General features: G+C 47.5%; 20 protein-coding genes. 13 read left to right on the top strand and 7 right to left on the bottom strand.

All coding sequences use genetic code 11. The annotated features are described in order from the left end of the window. The first annotated feature begins 17 nt into the window (after positions 1 to 17). A complete protein-coding gene (gene yihI, locus L1285_RS10380; protein ID WP_235412279.1) occupies positions 18 to 593 on the top strand; it encodes a Der GTPase-activating protein YihI in 576 nt (191 codons plus the stop codon). 3 nt (positions 594 to 596) lie between these two features. Next, positions 597 to 1,103 (top strand): DUF2489 domain-containing protein, encoded by a 507-nt coding sequence (locus L1285_RS10385; RefSeq protein WP_010383749.1) that lies wholly within the window; start codon positions 597 to 599, stop codon positions 1,101 to 1,103. Positions 1,104 to 1,117: 14 nt separating this feature from the next. Here L1285_RS10385 and L1285_RS10390 read toward each other — a convergent pair whose 3' ends face one another. The 6 genes from L1285_RS10390 to cutA all read right to left on the bottom strand — a co-directional run bounded on the left by L1285_RS10390 (position 1,118) and on the right by cutA (position 6,165). Then, the gene (locus L1285_RS10390) at positions 1,118 to 1,303 is read right to left on the bottom strand and encodes a hypothetical protein (protein ID WP_442960491.1); all 186 of its coding nucleotides are present in this window, start codon (positions 1,301 to 1,303) and stop codon (positions 1,118 to 1,120) included. Between the two features lie 168 nt (positions 1,304 to 1,471). After that, positions 1,472 to 2,812 (bottom strand): acetyl-CoA carboxylase biotin carboxylase subunit, encoded by a 1,341-nt coding sequence (gene accC, locus L1285_RS10395; protein ID WP_235412280.1) that lies wholly within the window; start codon positions 2,810 to 2,812, stop codon positions 1,472 to 1,474. 21 nt (positions 2,813 to 2,833) lie between these two features. Beyond that, positions 2,834 to 3,298, bottom strand: a complete 465-nt coding sequence (gene accB / locus L1285_RS10400; RefSeq protein ID WP_235412281.1) for an acetyl-CoA carboxylase biotin carboxyl carrier protein — start codon at positions 3,296 to 3,298, stop codon at positions 2,834 to 2,836. Between the two features lie 19 nt (positions 3,299 to 3,317). Then, a complete protein-coding gene (gene aroQ, locus L1285_RS10405; protein WP_235412282.1) occupies positions 3,318 to 3,779 on the bottom strand; it encodes a type II 3-dehydroquinate dehydratase in 462 nt (153 codons plus the stop codon). Between the two features lie 236 nt (positions 3,780 to 4,015). Further along, a complete protein-coding gene (locus L1285_RS10410) occupies positions 4,016 to 5,845 on the bottom strand; it encodes a protein-disulfide reductase DsbD (RefSeq protein WP_442960492.1) in 1,830 nt (609 codons plus the stop codon). Beyond that, positions 5,845 to 6,165, bottom strand: coding sequence for a divalent-cation tolerance protein CutA (cutA, locus tag L1285_RS10415; protein WP_235412283.1), 321 nt, complete (start codon positions 6,163 to 6,165; stop codon positions 5,845 to 5,847). The genes L1285_RS10410 and cutA overlap by 1 nt, the downstream gene beginning before the upstream one ends. 174 nt (positions 6,166 to 6,339) lie before the next feature. Between cutA and L1285_RS10420 the strand changes: the two genes are divergently transcribed. The 5 genes from L1285_RS10420 to L1285_RS10440 all read left to right on the top strand — a co-directional run bounded on the left by L1285_RS10420 (position 6,340) and on the right by L1285_RS10440 (position 11,728). Beyond that, the gene (locus L1285_RS10420) at positions 6,340 to 6,846 is read left to right on the top strand and encodes an FxsA family protein (RefSeq protein WP_130244187.1); all 507 of its coding nucleotides are present in this window, start codon (positions 6,340 to 6,342) and stop codon (positions 6,844 to 6,846) included. Positions 6,847 to 6,994: 148 nt separating this feature from the next. Next, a complete protein-coding gene (locus L1285_RS10425) occupies positions 6,995 to 7,282 on the top strand; it encodes a co-chaperone GroES (protein ID WP_054014887.1) in 288 nt (95 codons plus the stop codon). Between the two features lie 61 nt (positions 7,283 to 7,343). After that, the gene (gene groL, locus L1285_RS10430) at positions 7,344 to 8,993 is read left to right on the top strand and encodes a chaperonin GroEL (RefSeq protein ID WP_054014886.1); all 1,650 of its coding nucleotides are present in this window, start codon (positions 7,344 to 7,346) and stop codon (positions 8,991 to 8,993) included. Between the two features lie 539 nt (positions 8,994 to 9,532). Beyond that, the gene (locus L1285_RS10435) at positions 9,533 to 10,060 is read left to right on the top strand and encodes a hypothetical protein (RefSeq protein WP_235412284.1); all 528 of its coding nucleotides are present in this window, start codon (positions 9,533 to 9,535) and stop codon (positions 10,058 to 10,060) included. A gap of 300 nt (positions 10,061 to 10,360) precedes the next feature. Next, on the top strand, positions 10,361 to 11,728 hold the full coding sequence (locus L1285_RS10440) for a hypothetical protein (RefSeq protein WP_235412285.1): 1,368 nt from the start codon (positions 10,361 to 10,363) through the stop codon (positions 11,726 to 11,728). 38 nt (positions 11,729 to 11,766) lie between these two features. Here L1285_RS10440 and L1285_RS10445 read toward each other — a convergent pair whose 3' ends face one another. Beyond that, positions 11,767 to 12,480: a hypothetical protein gene (locus L1285_RS10445; RefSeq protein WP_235412286.1), complete on the bottom strand. Its 714-nt coding sequence runs from the start codon at positions 12,478 to 12,480 to the stop codon at positions 11,767 to 11,769. Positions 12,481 to 13,198: 718 nt separating this feature from the next. On the opposite strand from L1285_RS10445, the gene L1285_RS10450 reads away from it, so the two are divergent. From L1285_RS10450 to L1285_RS10475, 6 genes are all read left to right on the top strand, one after another. Further along, positions 13,199 to 13,981 (top strand): sporulation protein, encoded by a 783-nt coding sequence (locus tag L1285_RS10450; protein WP_235412287.1) that lies wholly within the window; start codon positions 13,199 to 13,201, stop codon positions 13,979 to 13,981. A 240-nt stretch (positions 13,982 to 14,221) separates the two neighbouring features. Next, on the top strand, positions 14,222 to 15,166 hold the full coding sequence (locus L1285_RS10455) for a CHAD domain-containing protein (protein WP_235412288.1): 945 nt from the start codon (positions 14,222 to 14,224) through the stop codon (positions 15,164 to 15,166). 24 nt (positions 15,167 to 15,190) lie between these two features. After that, positions 15,191 to 16,090: a DUF350 domain-containing protein gene (locus L1285_RS10460; RefSeq protein WP_046004858.1), complete on the top strand. Its 900-nt coding sequence runs from the start codon at positions 15,191 to 15,193 to the stop codon at positions 16,088 to 16,090. 9 nt (positions 16,091 to 16,099) lie between these two features. After that, positions 16,100 to 17,830 (top strand): polyamine aminopropyltransferase, encoded by a 1,731-nt coding sequence (locus L1285_RS10465; RefSeq protein WP_328285032.1) that lies wholly within the window; start codon positions 16,100 to 16,102, stop codon positions 17,828 to 17,830. An 80-nt stretch (positions 17,831 to 17,910) separates the two neighbouring features. After that, positions 17,911 to 18,324 carry a DUF2170 family protein gene (locus tag L1285_RS10470; protein WP_046004856.1) on the top strand — a complete coding sequence of 138 codons (414 nt, stop codon included), beginning with the start codon at positions 17,911 to 17,913 and terminating at the stop codon, positions 18,322 to 18,324. Positions 18,325 to 18,339: 15 nt separating this feature from the next. Then, positions 18,340 to 19,029, top strand: a complete 690-nt coding sequence (locus L1285_RS10475) for a PspA/IM30 family protein (RefSeq protein WP_046004855.1) — start codon at positions 18,340 to 18,342, stop codon at positions 19,027 to 19,029. The last annotated feature ends 1 nt before the right edge of the window (position 19,030 follow it).

The following is a 19,030-nucleotide window of genomic DNA, read 5'->3' on the forward strand; positions in this document are numbered from 1 at the left end:
AATGAGTAAAGACTAGTATGACCAGAAAGAAGAAATCCCGTAAGGTGGGCAACATTGGCACACCTAGGCTAAGTAAAGAGAAACTTCAGGAGCTGAGAGCGCTTAAAGAGCAGCGCAACAAAAAGCACAAAGGTAAAAAACCGGGTTCACGTAATGCGCAAGAAGCCAAAATAGAAGAGAGTAAGACTTCTGGCAGCAAGAAGGATCCGCGTGCGGGCAGTAAAAAGCCGGTTGCGCTGGTACCTCAGCCACAGCAGGCCAGCGAGCCTAAGCTTAATCGTGACCTCAAACCTCAGGTGGAGCTGAAGAAGGTCGCGCCAGTGGCATTAACGCCGGAAGAAGAACTGCGCCAACTGGAAAATGATGAGCGTCTGATGGCGCTGTTAGAGCGTCATGAGCGTGGTGAGCTATTAACGGGCAAAGATGCCAAGTACTTCAATAAGTCGGTGGCACGCCATCAGGAGTTATGTGAGTTACTGGGCATTGACGATGAGTTCGAAGAAGCTGATATGCCCCAGGAAGATGAGCTGGATCAGTGGATGAGCAATGATCTGGCAAATGAGTGGTTAACAGACGAAGACGAGGAGCGTTAAACTATGTGGATAGCCGCGATTGTGGTAGGCGCGTTGATCATCGCCGGTCTGGCATTTTACGCCGGCAAGCTGCTGTGGCAGCTTAAAGTACAGAAAGACACGATTGCAAAATTGCAGCAGGAGCAAAAAGAAAAGCTGGCACGGTCTCGCCAGGAGCGCAATGCCAAGCTGTCCGATAGTATCAACCTGATAGCCAAAGCGATGCAGCAAAAGCAGTGCGAGTACTCTGAGGGTTGTTTGCGGGTGTGGGTGCTGATGTCTCAATATAGTTTTGACGAAGAGATAGAGCTGAGTCAGAGCTATCCGGGCGTGCACGAAATGTACGAAGAAGTCAAAGAAATGCCAACCCACGAAGCACGCAAAAAATACAGCAAGAAAGAGATCTATAAGATGGATGCGCAGCGCTGGCGTGCTGAAGAGCGACTGGAAGCGCAGATCCTGGAAGACTGCGAAAAGCTGTTGAGCCGGTTTAAGCCGCTGCCAGGCAGCGAAAACGTGGTTTTTCAGTAGCTAAATAGCAGGCTTTACCGGGCGCGCGCAGCGCGCTTTGTTTGCCAGGTGGCGGGTGAAAACCCCGTCACCAGCATAGTTCCACCTAACACCAAGATCATCCCTCCCAGTGTATTGATCCCAACCTGTTCATCTAATACCAAATGTGCCGATGCTGCGCCGATATCCGGTTTCTGAAGCAGGCAGCTGCTCAATGACATCATATTCCCTTAGATAGATCCTGCTCGTAGATAAAGTGGATCATGCTATTAAAGTCACGGAAGTGGCGTCTGGATGCAATGAAAAATATGCAGTGAGTTCTGAAAGTGTCTACACCGGGAGGTCGAGCAGATTAACGCAGGGGAATGACATCCCCTGCGTAGACGGGCTTACAGGCCCAGTTTCTTTTCCAGATAGTGGATGTTGGTACCACCGTTTTGGAAGTTTTCGTCCGCCAGAATTTTCTTGTGTAGCGGGGTATTGGTTTTAATACCGTCAATCACAAGTTCATTCAGAGCGTTACGTGCTCGGGCAATGGCCACGTCACGGTTTTCACCGTAAGTGATCAGTTTACCGATCATTGAGTCGTAATGCGGCGGGACTGTGTAATCAGCATAAATATGGCTGTCCCAGCGAATGCCTAACCCACCGGCCGGGTGAAAGCGCGTGATCTTGCCTGGGGACGGAATAAAACTGTCCGGATCTTCGGCATTGATACGACACTCAATGGCATGACCACGGATAACCACATCATCCTGCGTGATAGACAGCGGCTGACCTGCAGCAATTTTCAGCTGCTCTTTGATTAGGTCAACGCCAGTCACCATTTCAGTTACCGGATGCTCTACCTGAATACGGGTGTTCATCTCAATGAAGTAGAATTCACCATTTTCGTACAGGAATTCAAACGTACCAGCACCACGATAACCGATTTCGATACACGCACGCGTACAACGATCACCAATGAACTTACGCATTTCTGCGGTAATACCTGGTGCAGGCGCTTCTTCTACCACTTTCTGGTGACGACGTTGCATTGAACAGTCACGCTCGCCCAGGTGGATGGCATTGCCCTGACCATCCGCCAGTACTTGTACTTCGATATGACGTGGGTTTTCAAGGAATTTCTCCATGTAAACCATGCCATTACCAAAGAATTGCTGTGCTTCTGTCTGCGTTAGTGCGATAGAGTCTAATAACTCTTTTTCGCTCCGTACTACACGCATACCGCGACCACCACCACCACCGGCAGCTTTGATGATCACCGGATAACCGATACGCTTAGCGATTTGGACGTTACGCTCGTTATCTTCAGTCAGCGGGCCGTCAGAACCCGGTACACAAGGCACGCCAGCTTTACGCATTGCTTCGATTGCAGAAACTTTATCACCCATCAGACGGATCGTGTCGCCTTTTGGACCGATAAAGACAAAGCCGCTTTGCTCAACCTGGTCGGCAAAATCGGCATTTTCAGACAGGAAGCCATAGCCTGGGTGGATAGCAACCGCATCGGTTACCTCTGCCGCAGCGATGATACGAGGAATATCCAGGTAGCTCTCGCTGGCAGCGGGTTTACCAATACAAATGGTTTCGTCTGCAAGTAGCACGTGTTTGAGATCACGATCGGCAGTTGAATGCACTGCAACCGTTTTAATCCCCAGCTCCTTGCAGGCACGCAATACGCGAAGCGCAATTTCGCCTCGGTTTGCAATGACTACTTTATCTAGCATAGTGTTAACCTTCCAGGAGCATTATTCGATGATGAACAGAGGTTGATCAAACTCAACCGCATCGCCATTCTCAACCAGGATCGCTTTTACAACACCGGCTTTATCAGATTCGATTTGGTTCATCATCTTCATCGCTTCAACGATACACAGTGTGTCGCCCACGTTAACTTTTGAACCCACTTCTACGTAAGCCGCAGCAGTTGGAGAAGACGCTGAGTAGAAAGTACCTACCATAGGTGATTTTACCTGATGGCCGGCAGGCGCGTCGCTGGCTGCAGTTGGTGCTTCCGCGGCTGGTGCTGGAGCAGGAGCTGCTGCTGGCGTTGGTGCTGCTGTTGGTAGTGAGTATTGCTGTGGCTGAGCAATAACCGGCGCGCTGCTGTGACGGTTGATGCGTACCGACTCTTCACCTTCGGTGATTTCCAGCTCAGCAATGCCTGATTCTTCTACTAATTCGATAAGTTTTTTGATCTTGCGAATATCCATAACTTGACCCGCCTGTTAGTTAATTTGAGTTATCTTGTTTGCGCAGCTTGGCTACGGCCGCCATTAATGCCGCCTCGTAGCCCAGCGTACCTAATCCACATATAACGCCCTGTGCCACATCCGAAAAGTAGGACTTGTGACGAAAGGGCTCGCGTGCATAAACATTTGATAAATGCACTTCATAAAACGGAATGCTGACGCTCAGTAAGGCATCTCGCAAAGCAATACTGGTATGCGTAAAAGCGGCTGGGTTGAAGATGATGCAATCAACACGCTCATATTGCGCATGAATATGCTCAATCAGCTCTGCTTCGCTATTGCTCTGAAAGTGACTTAGTTCAACATTCAAATTTACCGCGCTTTGCGTCAGGCTCTGCATAATGTCTTTCAAGGTCCGGGTCCCGTACTTGTCCGGCTCGCGTCGGCCCAGCATGTTCAGGTTTGGGCCGTTTAGGACTAAAATCTTCAAATTTGTAGACATAATGCGTGAAATTCCTTTATTTAGAAAACAAAGCGACTTTTTTCGAAAAAGACCTTGTTAACTTAAGCGTATGCACGGTAAATAGCAAATATTTCTCACGTTCGTGAACTATTATAGAGAGTTCAAGGTAAATAGCAGCAAAATACTGGTCTAATCAGCATAGGAAGAGACGAGACACAGAGGCAATTCTTCAGGCCTCTGTGTCATGAGTGGTGAATCATTCGCTAAAAAGCAGGTTACAGCACGTATTGGCGTACTTTTTCTAGGTGAGCGGCGAACTCGTCGGCATCCTGGAATCCGGTGATGCGCAGTTCGGGGATCTCGTTACCCTGGGCATCAAAGAACAAAATACTGGGCAGACCGAATACCGTAAATGCTTCCATGATCTCTATGGTGGTGTCGTTACTTTCGGTCAGATCGAGCTTTAACGTATCGAAGTAGGCAAACTGCGCCTGTACCTGCTCAGTGGGAAAGGTGTATTTTTCAAACTCTTTACAGGCCACACACCATTCGGCATACAGATCTACCATGGCGATTTTACCGTTACTGTTCGCTTGCTCGACTGCCACATTCAGCGCAGCCAGGTCGTCCAGCAGTCTGAAGCCTTGCTTGGTGTCATTTTGCGCCACGCTTGTCTGAGCTGTTTCAGGGGCCGGGAAAACCACGCTTCTGGCTGTCAGCAAGCCAACTACGAATAAGCTGGTTGCCATTGCCCAGAGCAGGGTTTTGCCTTTGCCTTGTGCCTGACCACTTTGCCAGTGGTGCAGATACAATGCGGTTGCCACCGCAAGCACCGACGCCAGTCCCAGGATGATATTAAAGTCGAGGATCCGCTCCAGCAGGATCAGCGGCACAAACAGCATGACAAAACCAAACAGGGTTTTGACCTGCTCCATCCAGCCGCCTGCCTTGGGCAGTAATTTACCACCTGAAGTACCCAGCAGCAGCAGCGGCAGACCCATCCCCAGGCTCAGCGCATACAAAGTCAGGCCACCGACCATAAAGTCGCCGCTTTGAGCAACATAAAGCAAGGCTGCAGACAAGGGGGCCGTGGTACAAGGTGAGGCAATCAGGCCTGACAACACGCCCATGGAAAATACCCCGGCATAGTTGCCGCCACTTTGCTGATTACTGATCTCAGTAAGCTTACTCATCATGCCGCTGGGCAGTTTGATTTCGTACCAGCCGAACATGGCAAAGGCCAGCAACACAAACAATAAACTAAAGCTGATAAGTACCGCCGGGTGTTGCAGATAGCCCTGTACCTGGCCGCCAAAATAGGCCACCACTAAGCCAAGTGCGGCATAGGTGACGGCCATGCCCTGAACATAAACAAAAGACAGGCTAAAGGCCTTCTTGGTCGACAAATGCTGCTGCCCGGCAATAAGGCTGGAGAGGATTGGAAACATCGGGAAGACACACGGCGTAAACGCCAGGCCCACGCCCACCGCAAAAAACACTGCCAGGTTGGTGAGCAGTGATTGCTGCGCCAGTCGCTCTGTGAAGCTCAAATCGTCGCTATTTGCGGATCCAGCTTCAGGCTGGCTGGTTGCTTTGGTGGGTGGGGTTGCATCAGCATCGCCGCCACTGACGAGTACAGTTAAAGGCACAGTGATCACTTCGGGCGGGTAACACAGCCCGGCTTCGGCACAGCCCTGATAGCGAATTTTGACGACTGCATCGTCGGTGATGTTACTGAGTCGGGAGATCACGGCAAACTGATCAAAATACACTTCGGTTTTGCCAAAAAATTCATCCTCGATCATTTCACCCTGTGCATATTCGGGCACTGAAATGTCTGCCCCTTTGGCGATGATCTCCAGTTTCTTCTTATATAAGTAGTAGCCAGGCGCAATATCCCAGCCGGTAAACAGCACTTTGCCCTGCTGGTCGAAGTCGAACTTAAACGCTTCTTCGACGGGTAAAAATGTTTGCTGCTTGGGAGCGAGCAAGCTATCGAGCACAGTGGCATTGCCTGCCGCCTGGCTGCTGGTGCTTAGCAGCATCAACAGGGCGGTCAAAACGGCCAGTATGCCGCTGGGTAAAAAGCGCGTCAGCATTCGCATTAATTCAGTACCTCATCAATCCAGTTAAAATAGTCCCGCGATCCAGCACAGACTTCGATGACCTGAATTTCAGGGACATCGTATTGGTGCAAACGGTGAATGGTCTCCATGACGGCCTCGACCAAGTCAACATGCGTTTTAATCATTAACTTGTACTCGCTGTCCTGCGTGACCTCACCCTGCCACACATAGATGGACTCAACGTTTGGCAAAATGTTCACACAGGCTGCCTGTTTATTTGCCACCAAATGCCTGGCAATGTCTTGGGCCTGCGCATGAGTGCCACAGGTGGTCATGACCAATCGGTAAGGCGTCGTCATGGTTATCCTTTCACTTGAGCTAAATTTGCTCTAGTGTAACCAAACATGCCGGGTATCCCAAGCGCTTCACCTGTCGTTTCAGCGCATTAGTCGTGTGCTTTGCCGTGCCTGATGCGCGGACTTGAAATAAGACCCGAGGACCCATACATCTATTTCAGTTATTTTGGAGATCCTATGTTTAAAGTCCTTTTTCTACTCTTTATTGTTATTCCCATCGCTGAAATAGCCCTGTTACTGCAAGTCAGTGAAGTCATCGGCGGATTTGCCACCCTGGCACTGGTGATCCTGACCGCGGTATTCGGGGCGCGCCTGGTTAAGCAACAAGGTCTGGGTGCCTACGCCAACGTGCAACAACAAATGGCACGCGGCCAGTTGCCTGCCAGCGATCTGTTTGCCGGTATTTGTGTGATCATTGCCGGTGTATTACTGATGACACCAGGGATCATGACCGATGTATTAGGCTTTATGCTGCTCACGCCGGCCATTCGCCAGAAACTAGCGAAGGCGCTGCTGCAACGTGCCACCGTGCAGGTGCAAAGTGGTGGTATGTTCAGCCAGCACACCACACAGCAACAAGAACAGCAGTTCGACCCGTTTGCCGGTCGTTCTTCTGGTCATGGCCAATCGCAACGTGATGAGGGGAATACCACGTTAGAAGGCGAGTTTAAGCGCAAGGACTAAAAAATTTGAAAAAAATGCTTGGATTTTGTTTTGCCCATCCCCATAAAGTGAAGCAACTTAGAAATTAATTAGTTAGCCCCTTGTAAACAATTCAGTTTGAGCGGGCAAACATCTTACACTATGTATTCTGTCACTGGAGAACTGACACATGAACATTCGTCCTTTACATGATCGCGTTATTGTTAAGCGTCTTGAAGAAGAAACTAAGTCTGCTGGCGGTATCGTTTTAACTGGTTCTGCTGCTGAAAAATCAACCCGTGGTGAAGTGATTGCAGTAGGCAACGGCCGCGTGTTGGACAATGGTGAAGTGAGAGCATTACAAGTTAAAGCGGGCGACACAGTCTTGTTTGGCTCGTACGTTGAGAAAACAGAAAAAATCGAAGGTCAGGAATATCTGATCATGCGCGAAGATAACATTCTGGGCATCGTAGAATAAGCCTGGTCGTCGCACTCAACATTTAACGGTTAATCGAAAAGAATTTAGAGGAATAAATATCATGGCAGCTAAAGAAGTTCGTTTTGCAGGCGATGCCCGCACTAAAATGCTTAAAGGCGTAAACGTACTGGCAGACGCAGTAAAAGTAACTTTGGGTCCAAAAGGTCGTAACGTAGTACTGGATAAGTCATTCGGCGCCCCTACCATCACTAAAGATGGTGTATCTGTTGCAAAAGAGATCGAACTGGAAGACAAGTTCGAGAATATGGGCGCACAAATGGTGAAAGAAGTGGCGTCTAAAGCAAACGATGCGGCGGGTGACGGTACTACGACTGCAACGGTACTGGCACAAGCTATCGTGAACGAAGGCCTTAAGTCAGTGGCTGCGGGCATGAACCCGATGGATCTGAAGCGCGGTATCGACAAAGCAGTGATTGCTGCGGTTGAAGAACTTAAAGCGCTATCTGTTCCTTGTTCAGACGCTAAAGCGATTGCTCAGGTAGGTACTATCTCAGCAAACTCTGACAAAGAGATTGGTGACATCATTGCAGAAGCAATGGAAAAAGTAGGTCGCGAATCTGGTGTTATCACTGTAGAAGAAGGTCAGTCACTACAGAACGAATTAGACGTTGTTGAAGGTATGCAGTTTGACCGCGGTTACCTGTCTCCTTACTTCATCAACAATGCTGAAAAAGGCCAGGTTGAACTGGATAACCCGCACATTCTGTTGGTTGATAAAAAAGTATCTAACATCCGCGAACTGCTGCCAACTCTGGAAGCGGTTGCCAAAACCAGTAAGCCTCTGTTGATCATCGCTGAAGACCTTGAAGGCGAAGCGCTGGCGACTCTGGTTGTGAACAATATGCGCGGCATCGTAAAAGTTGCAGCGGTTAAGGCGCCAGGTTTTGGCGACCGTCGTAAAGCAATGCTACAGGATATTGCTATCCTGACTGGCGGTACAGTTATCTCTGAAGAGATTGGTCTGGAGCTTGAAAAAGCAACGGTTGAAGACCTGGGTACTGCGAAGCGCGTTGTTATCACTAAAGATGACACTACTATCATCGATGGTGCGGGCGAGCAGGAAGGCATTGATGGTCGCGTTGCGCAAATCAAAGCACAAATTGAAGAAGCGACTTCAGATTACGACAAAGAGAAACTACAAGAGCGTATGGCTAAACTGGCCGGCGGTGTTGCAGTGATCAAAGTCGGTGCCGCAACTGAAGTTGAAATGAAAGAGAAGAAAGACCGCGTTGAAGACGCCCTGCATGCAACGCGCGCTGCGGTTGAAGAAGGCGTGGTACCTGGTGGTGGTGTTGCACTGGTTCGCGTAGCGAGCAAGATCGAATCACTAACAGGCGACAACGAAGATCAGAACCACGGTATCAAAGTTGCGCTACGCGCGATGGAAGCACCGCTACGTCAAATCGTATCAAACGCGGGTGACGAAGCATCTGTGGTTGTTAATGCAGTGAAAGGCGGCGAAGGTAACTATGGTTACAACGCAGCAAACGGTCAGTACGACGACATGATCGAAATGGGTATCCTTGACCCAACGAAAGTAACACGCTCTGCCCTACAGTTCGCAGCGTCTGTTGCTGGCCTGATGATCACCACAGAAGCCATGGTTGCTGAAATTCCGAAGGAAGAAGCAGCCGGTGCCCCTGACATGGGTGGCATGGGCGGTATGGGTGGTATGGGCGGCATGATGTAATCTGCCCCCTAAGCACTTAACGCTTTGAAAAACCCGGCTTTGGCCGGGTTTTTACATTTCAGGTTGCGTATAATTGGCAAGCGTGTGAGGGCTTAATAACCCCGATTTTGGCGTTTATAAGCGTCTTATTCAGAGGCGGCAAAGTTGTGGGCCTTACGACACAATTACTGCGCAATGCGTGCCAATTTTCATACTTTTTCCTCGTATATTTCAGCCTTCACTCGTCGCCGACACGGTAAGTATTCTCTTGAGTATATTAAACTAAAGCATCAAAAAATATAAAGGTGCTGGTTAGTTAGATATTTGGCAAAGGGTTAATGTGCAAAGGCAGACGCTTTATTTATGCTCTGCTACTGTGCGGCTATTTGTATTAAACCGAACCGCTACCTGGTTTATAAATTGCTTATAACTTGAGCCTGGAATGGCTTTGGTATCCATTGATTGCAGTATTGATAGTCAAGTGGCAATGGATTGCCTGAAACGGCAAAGAGACTGAAAGTATCGGCTAAGTCAGCGTTAATAAGTAAGAGGGAATTGTTATGTATATCAATGGATACACGGCACCGAACCATGTTCACAGAGTGACTATTCCAACTGTGGGCGCAACTGAACGCACGCCTGGCCCACAAGTACAAAGTGGCGGCTCTGCACCTGAACCAGATAACCGAGAAAGTTACGTCAAATACATAAACTCAGCCACTGAGGAACAATTGGCGGGTTCTATTGATGCTATAAGAAAATATGGACCGCCCGTGGCCATGTTCAGGATGAGCGATATTGTCACTGCGGCTAACCAAGATGAAATACATGGCCGTATCGGTAGAGCAATTGAGCATTTTGAGGTTGAGGCACAGCAATACCATACTCAGGAACTGGCAATCATCAATAAAGGTGAGCAAGCTGGAAAGTCTTCAAAGGAAATTTTACAAGAGATTGTCGCACTGCGCGATCAACAGTCTGCGTTATTCAAGATGGGCACTTACTGGGGGAGCAAAGGGCTTGCTCACCCTGATAACTATAAGCAGTTAGTCGCAGCAACGCCAGGTTACGTTAATCTCTATGCGTAGCTGGACATAAAAGTGCGCTTCACCTTCGAAATAAATTACACGTATAACTTTTATTTTTTTATAAATAACAGATGTTTATGCTTTTATTCCAAGCGTGGCTGGGGGTTAAAGCTCTATCACCTGACGCCTAGAGTACTGAACGGCCTGGGTTCTAAAGCTTAGTTATTTTTGGGTACGTGCCTTTAGATTAGAAAGATTGATCTAAAACGTACTTTGTCTATTTAAGGGAATAAACAATTGCAAATGTTTAACTTTATGTTTACTTTAATGGCATAATGTAAACTCAATAAGGATATCAATATGAAAAAACATACACTTACACTCTCTCTTCTCTCAATTCTTGCTTCAACGCACGCACTTGCGATTGACCATGACCTGGAACATGCAGGTCAGGTTAAGAAATTCGTAAATAATGCATTAAATGCGCCTGTAGCGGTTATGCAATCTCAACGAGTTGCCAGTGCGTCAGTTCAGTCTGAAACGACAGCTGCCATCACGCCAGTCTGCCCAACGCTTGCGACAGGTAGCCTATATACCCTTAGCAACTCTAGCGCGGGTGAGAGTATTTGCTATCACTTTGAAATTACTGAAAGAAGTAAAACTACAGCTTTGTTAGTGGGGCAATCTCAGGGAACCAATGTCAATTTAAGTATCATCAAACATAACCCTGATAATACCTTTACTGCTATTGGTAGCTCGGCAAACCCTGGCAACCAAGACGAGGTCGTCTTAGCGCTCACTGAGCCGGGACACTACTACTGGTTTATGGAGGTTGTAGAATCAGATGGGGCCGAGTATAACTTCGGTGCAGCCGTTGCTAACAACCTTGACCCTTACGAGTTTAACGATACTGTTGCTTTATCAACAGTACTGCCTGACAGACAAAACTCGCTTGTTGGTAACATGGACAGTATTAACGATGTTGACTATTACCAATTCACGGCAGTTAGAGGGCAAGACTTATCACTGAGCTTTTTTGATGGTTTAAGCAATGAATATGTTGTCGAGATCTATAATAGCGGATGGACGCCTATAGCTCCTAATACCTATCAAATTATTTCTAATTTACAGGAAAATCAGTCAATTAACTTAAGGGTGAGTGCAAACAAAGCGTTACCTGTTAACCCGGCAAATAGCTATACATTAAATATCGCGTCTATTGTCGCATCTTTTGATAGCCATGTTATTACGGGTGAGAGTAATGTTAATCGCATTCCTTATTCTGCAAAATACTACTCAGGTCCGTATCTTACAACGCAAGCGTATAGGAAGTTAAATTGGTCATTGGTACTTAAAGATACAACCGGTGCGCCAATTGAGGGAGCTATCGCACAATTCACCTTTATTAAGAATGCCAATGATCCTCAGAGCACTTTGACAACTTACAAAGTAAACTCCGATGGTAACGGAGCCATCTCGGAGCAAATCAACCTAGGCGCTTGTAATCCAAATGCCAGAGGTATCGAACATACTGAATATAGCCTTGGCTATAAGAATGAGTGGCGTTCTGATGTTGAAGTGGGTCTATGGCGTTTAGACATTCCAACAAACAGAGGCGTGGATGAGAACGGCAAGTTAGATACCATCGGCATTGGCGGTGATAATGTACCTTATGTTTATTTTGGACACATCTGTGATCAAGATCTGATCTCTAGCAACCCATCATAACCATACAAGGGCTTCTACGTTTAGAAGCCCTAACTCACTCAATATTTACTTGCTTTACTGCTCAGTTGCGCGGAAATATTATCGTGTAAGCTCATCCAGTTACTTTCATAACCCCATGCACTTTTAAACTCGTCATTGGCCTTTGAGTTATCTAACATATCTTTAAGATCAAAAACCTCAGAAAAGTTTTCTTCGTTAACGTCATACCTTGCCCAGCCACGTACTTCCATATCAATATACTTTAAATAGCTGGACTTAAAATCATTTGCAGCAGCAACAAATTCATCGTTGCTATTGAGTGTCTGCTCTACCAGCTTTCGCTCATCTTCAGTCAAAGAGCCTGTGACTTGCAATTCACCAGACTCTGTTATCGACATGCCCCAGTTTTTATTTGCTAGTTGAGGTTGCTGTTCATTTAGCTCAGACATGATCTCCTCATATTGTTTCGTCATTCGCTCAACTGACTGAGAAAGTTCTCCGCCCGGTGTGTACAGGTGAACAGTTGCAAGTGCAATATCATCCAGCGCTTCATCGACTGTTTTTGTAACCGCTTCTGCATTAGATGTGATCGACGCTGGTCGCTCATAAGTTGAAGGAAGTTCTTTAGCAGAATTACTATGATAAACATCCGCGAGCATACCTGCCTGCTTATCTGAGAGCTCGGATTTCGTATTGACTGATGATGTTTGTTTCTCCTTTGCTGGAGATATAGTTTGCTGCGTTAAACTACTCACATTTGTACCAATTTTCATAATTTTTTCCTTGTACGTTGTATTCTTAAATTGTTATCGACATGTTACCTTTTATCTTGAGTATATTTAATAACAAAATGGTCTTTTTTGGTCAAACTCAGGTAACTATGGTTGTCGTTGAGTGGTTAGTCATGTATCTGAGCCCCAGGTAGACTTGCCTTACACCTTTGTAAAATGTGATGGCTGTGAGTGGTGCCTGAGAGTAATGGGGGCTCAATTGGCGATTAGTCAATGAGCCATCTGTTTGTTGTGGTGGTAGGTACGAAGCTGCGCCTCCTTTCAATTGTATTCTTAAAATACCAATCTGGTTGTTACCTGCTTAGATAGGCAATTTGCTGCCTTCAGCCCCTAAAGACTGACGTTTCTAAAGCGCTACTGAGCCGACTTTTTTATTATCTGGCAGGTTGGAATACAAAGGCTTTGTCTGTGTTTGAGAGATTGAACATCACAGTTGTGCGATATTTCTTTTTCAACAGGTGTGAATTGAATTAAATTGGTTAGCCTGTATAAATTAAATAATATTTTATAAGCTGGAAACTAACTGAAGGTTTTCAAAAATGCATTATATATTGGTATTTTTTCAGTGAGTGTATTTTTAAGGGGCTTGTTTCTGTTAAGCAGATTAAAATAAAAGGCGGTTGACGCGCCAATGTTCTTTTTTATAATCGACGCCGAAACCCCTCACTGGTAGAGGGAGGCAAAATCAATAAGGATGACTATGTCTTTTTTCAAAAAAGCACTTGGCGCGGTGGGTATTGGCGCAGCAAAAGTAGACACACTGTTAGATTATCATCAATTTGCACCCGGTGAAGAAATTTCCGGCACCGTCAAAATCAATGGTGGCAAGGTTGCACAGGAGATCAACAAAATCGATCTTAAAGTGATGTGTACTTACACCGTTGAAAGAGAAAACAGTGAAGGTGAGTCGGAAACTTTCACTAAGCAGCACACGCTGGCCAAGTTTCGTATTAACGAGCGCTTTACCATTGAGCCCGGTGATGAAAAACATATTCCTTTCGCTTTCGAGTTAGACTTGGAAACGCCGATCACGGTGGGTGAGTCGCAAACCTGGATTGCTACTAACCTGGATATCGATATGGCACTGGATAAGTCAGATCGCGACTACATTCGGGTGGTGCCCACCGAGTTGCAGCAGGCAGTGATTGATGCAATGGAAGAGCTGGGCTTTAAACTGTACGAGTCCGATTGTGAAGGGATAGAAGAAGCGTCTTTTTCACGTCTGCCGTTTGTCCAGGAATTAGAGTTTAAAACCATTGCCGGTGAGTTCCATGGTCGTTTTGATGAGGTTGAGCTGGTGTTTTTCAATCGTGGAGAACAGCTTGAAGTAATTTTTGAAATTGACCGTAAGGCCCGTGGCCTGCGTGGTTTCTTTGCCGAAGCACTCGACCTGGATGAGTCAAAAGCCCGCCTGGTGGTGGATGAAGACAACCTTGAAGATTTGGAAGACTTGATCTTCGAGCTGCTTGAAGACAACTGTTAACGCCTTGCCAATTCGAGTCAGCCGCGTGTACTTCACAGTTACGTGGCTGATATCACATAACACGCTGATATTAAATAAGGTGCATACTGCTTTGGGCACGATTTTAAGTGAGCGATTATCGTGATCAGTGATGCGTTGTGAAAATTACCGCAAGTGCCAATGAATGCTGCTTGGTTATCCATCGCAATTATGTAGAATAGAAAACCTCAATTCGTAGCAAGGTAGACTAGGTGACAATGAATGTCCGATTTTAAAGTTTGGAAACTGATAAGTCTGCTCTGTGTCATGGTGTTAATGCTGGGGTGTGAATCGAAAGAAGAACGCATACAGCAGACCATTGCCCACACGCAGCAGGATGCCTCCCGAGCCATTAACGCATTGGGCGATGCCCTGGATAAAAACCAGGTGCGCAATGCAAATCTCTTAACTGAGTACGCCAATGTACTGAGCCAACAAAACCCGCAACTAAGTAATATTGCTCAGCTGATAGCACAGGATGCAACCAGCAACGGTCCGTTATATCAAAGTCTGCTGAGCCGCTATCAGGCATTAAAGTCACCTCAGCCGGGTATGAGCAGTGATGACATCATTGAACAAGCGGTGTTGCTCAAAGAGGCCGCTTCAGTGAGTTTATTCAATGACGCGCTGACCGATCCCATCAATGTGCTGGCCGACATGTCTAACGGCACGCTGGCCCGGGTTGGGGCAGTCAGTCAGTCGGCTGAGCAGGCGGCCAATAATGGCCAACCTGCACTCGGTAATCAGCTGGTTGGCAATGCCAACTATGGTGAATGGCAAACCAACTCCAATGGCACCAGCTTCTGGATGTGGTATGGCATGTACCGGATGCTGGGCGATTTGGTTGGGGACATAGAATATAGCAGTTGGAGCAAGCGCCGAAAATACAGCTACTACAGCGATTATGGACGCAAGCGCTATACCAGCTATCAGGGTTATAAGCGCCAGAATGCCATCGAGCAACGTACCCGGCAGTCTTACCAGCGCCAGGGCCGACAATTTACCAGCCCGTATGCAAAAAGAAAGGCAGGCGCGTCCGGCTTAAGTCGGGCCAGTCATACCCCATCGTCAATATCGCGAAGCAGCTACTCGAGAGCCAAATCGAGCTCGGGCTCAATTCGCAATAGTTCAAACCGGACCTCTCGTGGCGTGAGCCGGGGCAAGTAGCGCATCAGATAGCGGAGTTTAAACATGTATCAATTTAACGGATTAACCGTCTGGACATTACAGGCACTTCTCATCGATATGGCGGTCATCATTGCCCTGTTTGTGAGTTTAAAATATATCAAAGGGTGGGTGTCTAACCTGCACGCCAATGATGAAATTACCGAAAGAGACAACTTTGCCTTTGGCCTGAGCTTTGCTGGCGGCCTTACTGGCCTGGCCATTGTACTGACCGGGATCACCAGTGGCGCTTTTGCCAGCACGCTGACTCAGGAAGCACTGCAAATGGCGGGCTATGGTGTGGTGGGCATTGTGTTGATCAAGCTGGGTCATTTTTTTCAGGATAAAGTCGCGCTGCGCAAAGTAGACCTGCACAGTGAAATCATTAAGGGCAATATTACCTCGGCATTAATTGACTTTGGCCATGTGGTCAGTGTCGCGATTGTGATCCGCTCGGCGTTACTCTGGGTGCTGACCGAGGGCTGGTACGGTCTGCCGATTGTTGCCATTGCCTTTGTCATCGGCAATATCTGTATGTTGTTGGTAAGCCAGTACCGGGTACAGCTGTTCAAACGAACCAATCGTAACGGCGACTGTTTGCAGCAGGCTATTTTAGATAACAATGTGGCTGTGGGTATTCGTTATGCCGGATTCCTGATTGGTGCGGCACTGGCCCTGACAGCGGCTTCCGGCCTGGCACCTTATGTGGCCGATAACATGACCAGCAGTTTAATCTACTGGAGTGTGGCGGCGCTGGGCAGCATTGTGTTATTTACTTTGTTGCACCTGGTTATGATCAAAGTCATTCTCGCAGGCACCGACATTTCTGATGAGGTCAATCGTCAGAAAAACATTGGTGTGGCGACCATTTCAGCGGCGGTGTCGTTTGCCGTGGGCGTGACCATGGCAACCCTGTTAGGTGCATAATTCTTGAGTGTGTCTGTTCCCCCTAATCAGCCAAAAGTGACCGGCAGTTTATCGCTGCTGGGTCACGATGTTTTACTGATCGGCGTGATGGCCATTCTGGCTGGCTGTGGCCTGATCTACGAGTACTTACTTTCTCACTATGCCGGGCGAGTGCTTGGCTCAGTGGAAAGCGCCATTTATGCCATGATAGGCACTATGATAGTGGCCATGGGGATCGGTGCGTTTCTGGCGCGCTGGTTTAAGGATCCCTTTACAGCCTTTGCCTGGCTGGAAAGCGTGATTGCATTGCTGGGCATGAGTAGTATCCTGATCATCGCCAGTATCATAGCGCTGACCTACACCTTACCGCACACTCTATCCAGTCATTACAATCTGCCTCCAGACAGCCTGCTCGACGGCATGCCATTTCAGCAGCTACAGGATGTCGCCCGGCTTTTGCCCTATATATTCGGGCTTATTTTGGGGATCCTGATTGGCATGGAGATCCCCCTAATTGCCCGCATTCGCCAGCAGGTGTATGGCCGCTTTCTGGAGAATAATGCCGGCACCATTTATGGGGCTGACTACATTGGCGCCGGCGTCGGGGCGGCAATTTGGGTGATGATCATGCTGGCTTTGCCGATTATGCAGGCCGCGGCCTGGACGGCTTTATTCAATATCGTTGCCGGGCTGATCTTCTTATGGCGCTATTTTAGCTATGTGCGTTTTGCCAAACTCCTGCTGGCCTGCCACATCCTGTTATTAGGGGTATTTGCCGTCATCTTGGTGCACGGCAGTGGTTGGATGAAAGATCTCAGCAATGTGCTGTACAAAGACAAGGTTATTTACTCTGAATCGACCAAGTATCAGCATGTAGTGATCACCGAACGGCTTAGTCGCACCCAGGCCACGCCCATACACGATTTATTTTTAAATGGCCGCTTACAGTTCTCATCTATGGATGAGCAAATCTATCACACTATGTTGGTGTATCCGCCTATGCTGGCATCAAACCGGCACGACAGGGTGTTGATCATTGGTGGCGGAGATGGGCTAGCATTGCGCGACGTGCTTAAGTGGCCGGTGCAAAGCGCTACTTTGATTGACCTGGACGGCCAGTTGTTGTCGCTGTTTGGTTTACAGGGGCAAGGGTTTGAGGCGCGCCCTGAGATCACAACTAAGCTAGTGCAGCTGAATCACAACGCGCTGAACGACCCAAGGGCAGAGGTGATAGTTGCAGATGCCTTTTTAGAAGTTGAGCGCATGCTGGACCGTGGTCTGCAATTCGATACCATCATCATTGACCTGCCTGATCCTAACCACCCGGATCTGAATAAGTTGTATAGTGATTATTTTTATAATCATGTCAGGCAATTACTGGCACCAGATGGGGCGCTGGCTATCCAGTCAACCTCGCCCTATCATGCCAAAAAGGCCTTTATCAGTATTGCAAAAACCGCTAAGCAGGCGGGCTTTGCCCATGTGGAACAGTACCAGCAAAATATTCCTTCCTTTGGTCAGTGGGGATGGACTATAGCGACGCGTACCGGTCAACCTGCCAGTGCCAGAATTGCATCCGTTGAGGGGCTGCCGGTGGCGAGTAACTGGGTCAGTAAAAACTATTTACTGTCTTCTTTTGTTTTTCCTAATCGCTTTTTTGACAAAAATAAAGAGATTGAAGTCAACCGGTTAGGCTCCGGTGTACTGTACGATTATTACCGCCAGGCATGGCAAACCGAAGATGAGCTGTATAAAAATTAACGCAACAGTGTTGACATATTATGTCGCACATGCAAATCTTAACTCAGACATAATATGTCAAAATCAAAAGGTAAAGAAAGATGGAATTAAATGAGTTATCAATCAAATTGGCATCGTTTGAAACAGAAGGTGCTAACTTCGAATCCTTTCTGATCTCCAATGAGGGTGAGCAGGATGTATTACAAGTGATTGTAGAGGGAAATGACGAATTACCGATCTTTGTAACTCAGACAGAAGAGCAACTGGTGTGTATCAGTTATTTGTTCAACGAGAATGAAGTGAAGCCTGAGTTATTGAATGAGTTAAACGAAGCATTGTTAAAACTCAATGTGCCGATCCCGTTGAGTGCGTTTGCTAAAATTGATGAACAGTACGCTATCTTTGGCGCGCTGGCTGTTTCCTCCTCCATCGATGAGATAACGCACGAACTGGTCACGCTGGCAGACAATGCCATCGAAGCGCTGGACGCTGTGACTGTGTACTTGAAAGACTAATAGTGGAGAAGTGAGATGAGTATTTTAAAGAAATTATTTACTGCTGTGCGTGGCGGTGCCCGTGAAGTGGGTGAGTCGATTGTTGATGCCAATGGCATCCGTATTTTTGAGCAGGAAATTGCCGACGCAAAAAATGCCCTGGCGAAAGCGAAAAAGAGCCTGACTGAAGTGATGGCGAAAGAAATGCAAACCAAACGCAAACTGGCGGCGCTGGACGAGAGCATTGCCGAGCATGAAGAGTATGCAGGTCAGGCATTGCAACAGGGCAACGAAGCGCTGGCGGTCGAAATTGCGGAAAAAATTGGTGAGTTCGAAACTGAGAAAGAAGAGCATCAGCAAGTGCTTAACGGCTTTACCAAGCACGTTATTTTGCTGAAACAACAAGTGAAAGACGCTGAAAAGTCGATTAAAGAAAATCAGCGTCAACTAACTATGGTGAAAACCACCGAAAGCGTGCAAAAGGCTACAATGGCGGTCAACAGCACACTCAACACCAACGAATCGTCTATGGTCAACGCACGTCAGTCACTGGAGCGCATTAAGCAGCGTCAGCTGGACAGACAAGACCAGCTGGCTGCGGCTAAAGAGCTGGAAGCGGCTGAAAGCGGTGCCGATCTGAAAGCAAAAATGGCTGAAGCGGGCATTGGTACAACGCAAAAGAGTAACGATATTCTGGATCGCATTAAGGCAAAACAAGCCAAATAAC

It is taken from the genome of Pseudoalteromonas sp. DL2-H2.2 (genome assembly GCF_021532535.1).
GTDB lineage: Bacteria > Pseudomonadota > Gammaproteobacteria > Enterobacterales > Alteromonadaceae > Pseudoalteromonas > Pseudoalteromonas rubra_A.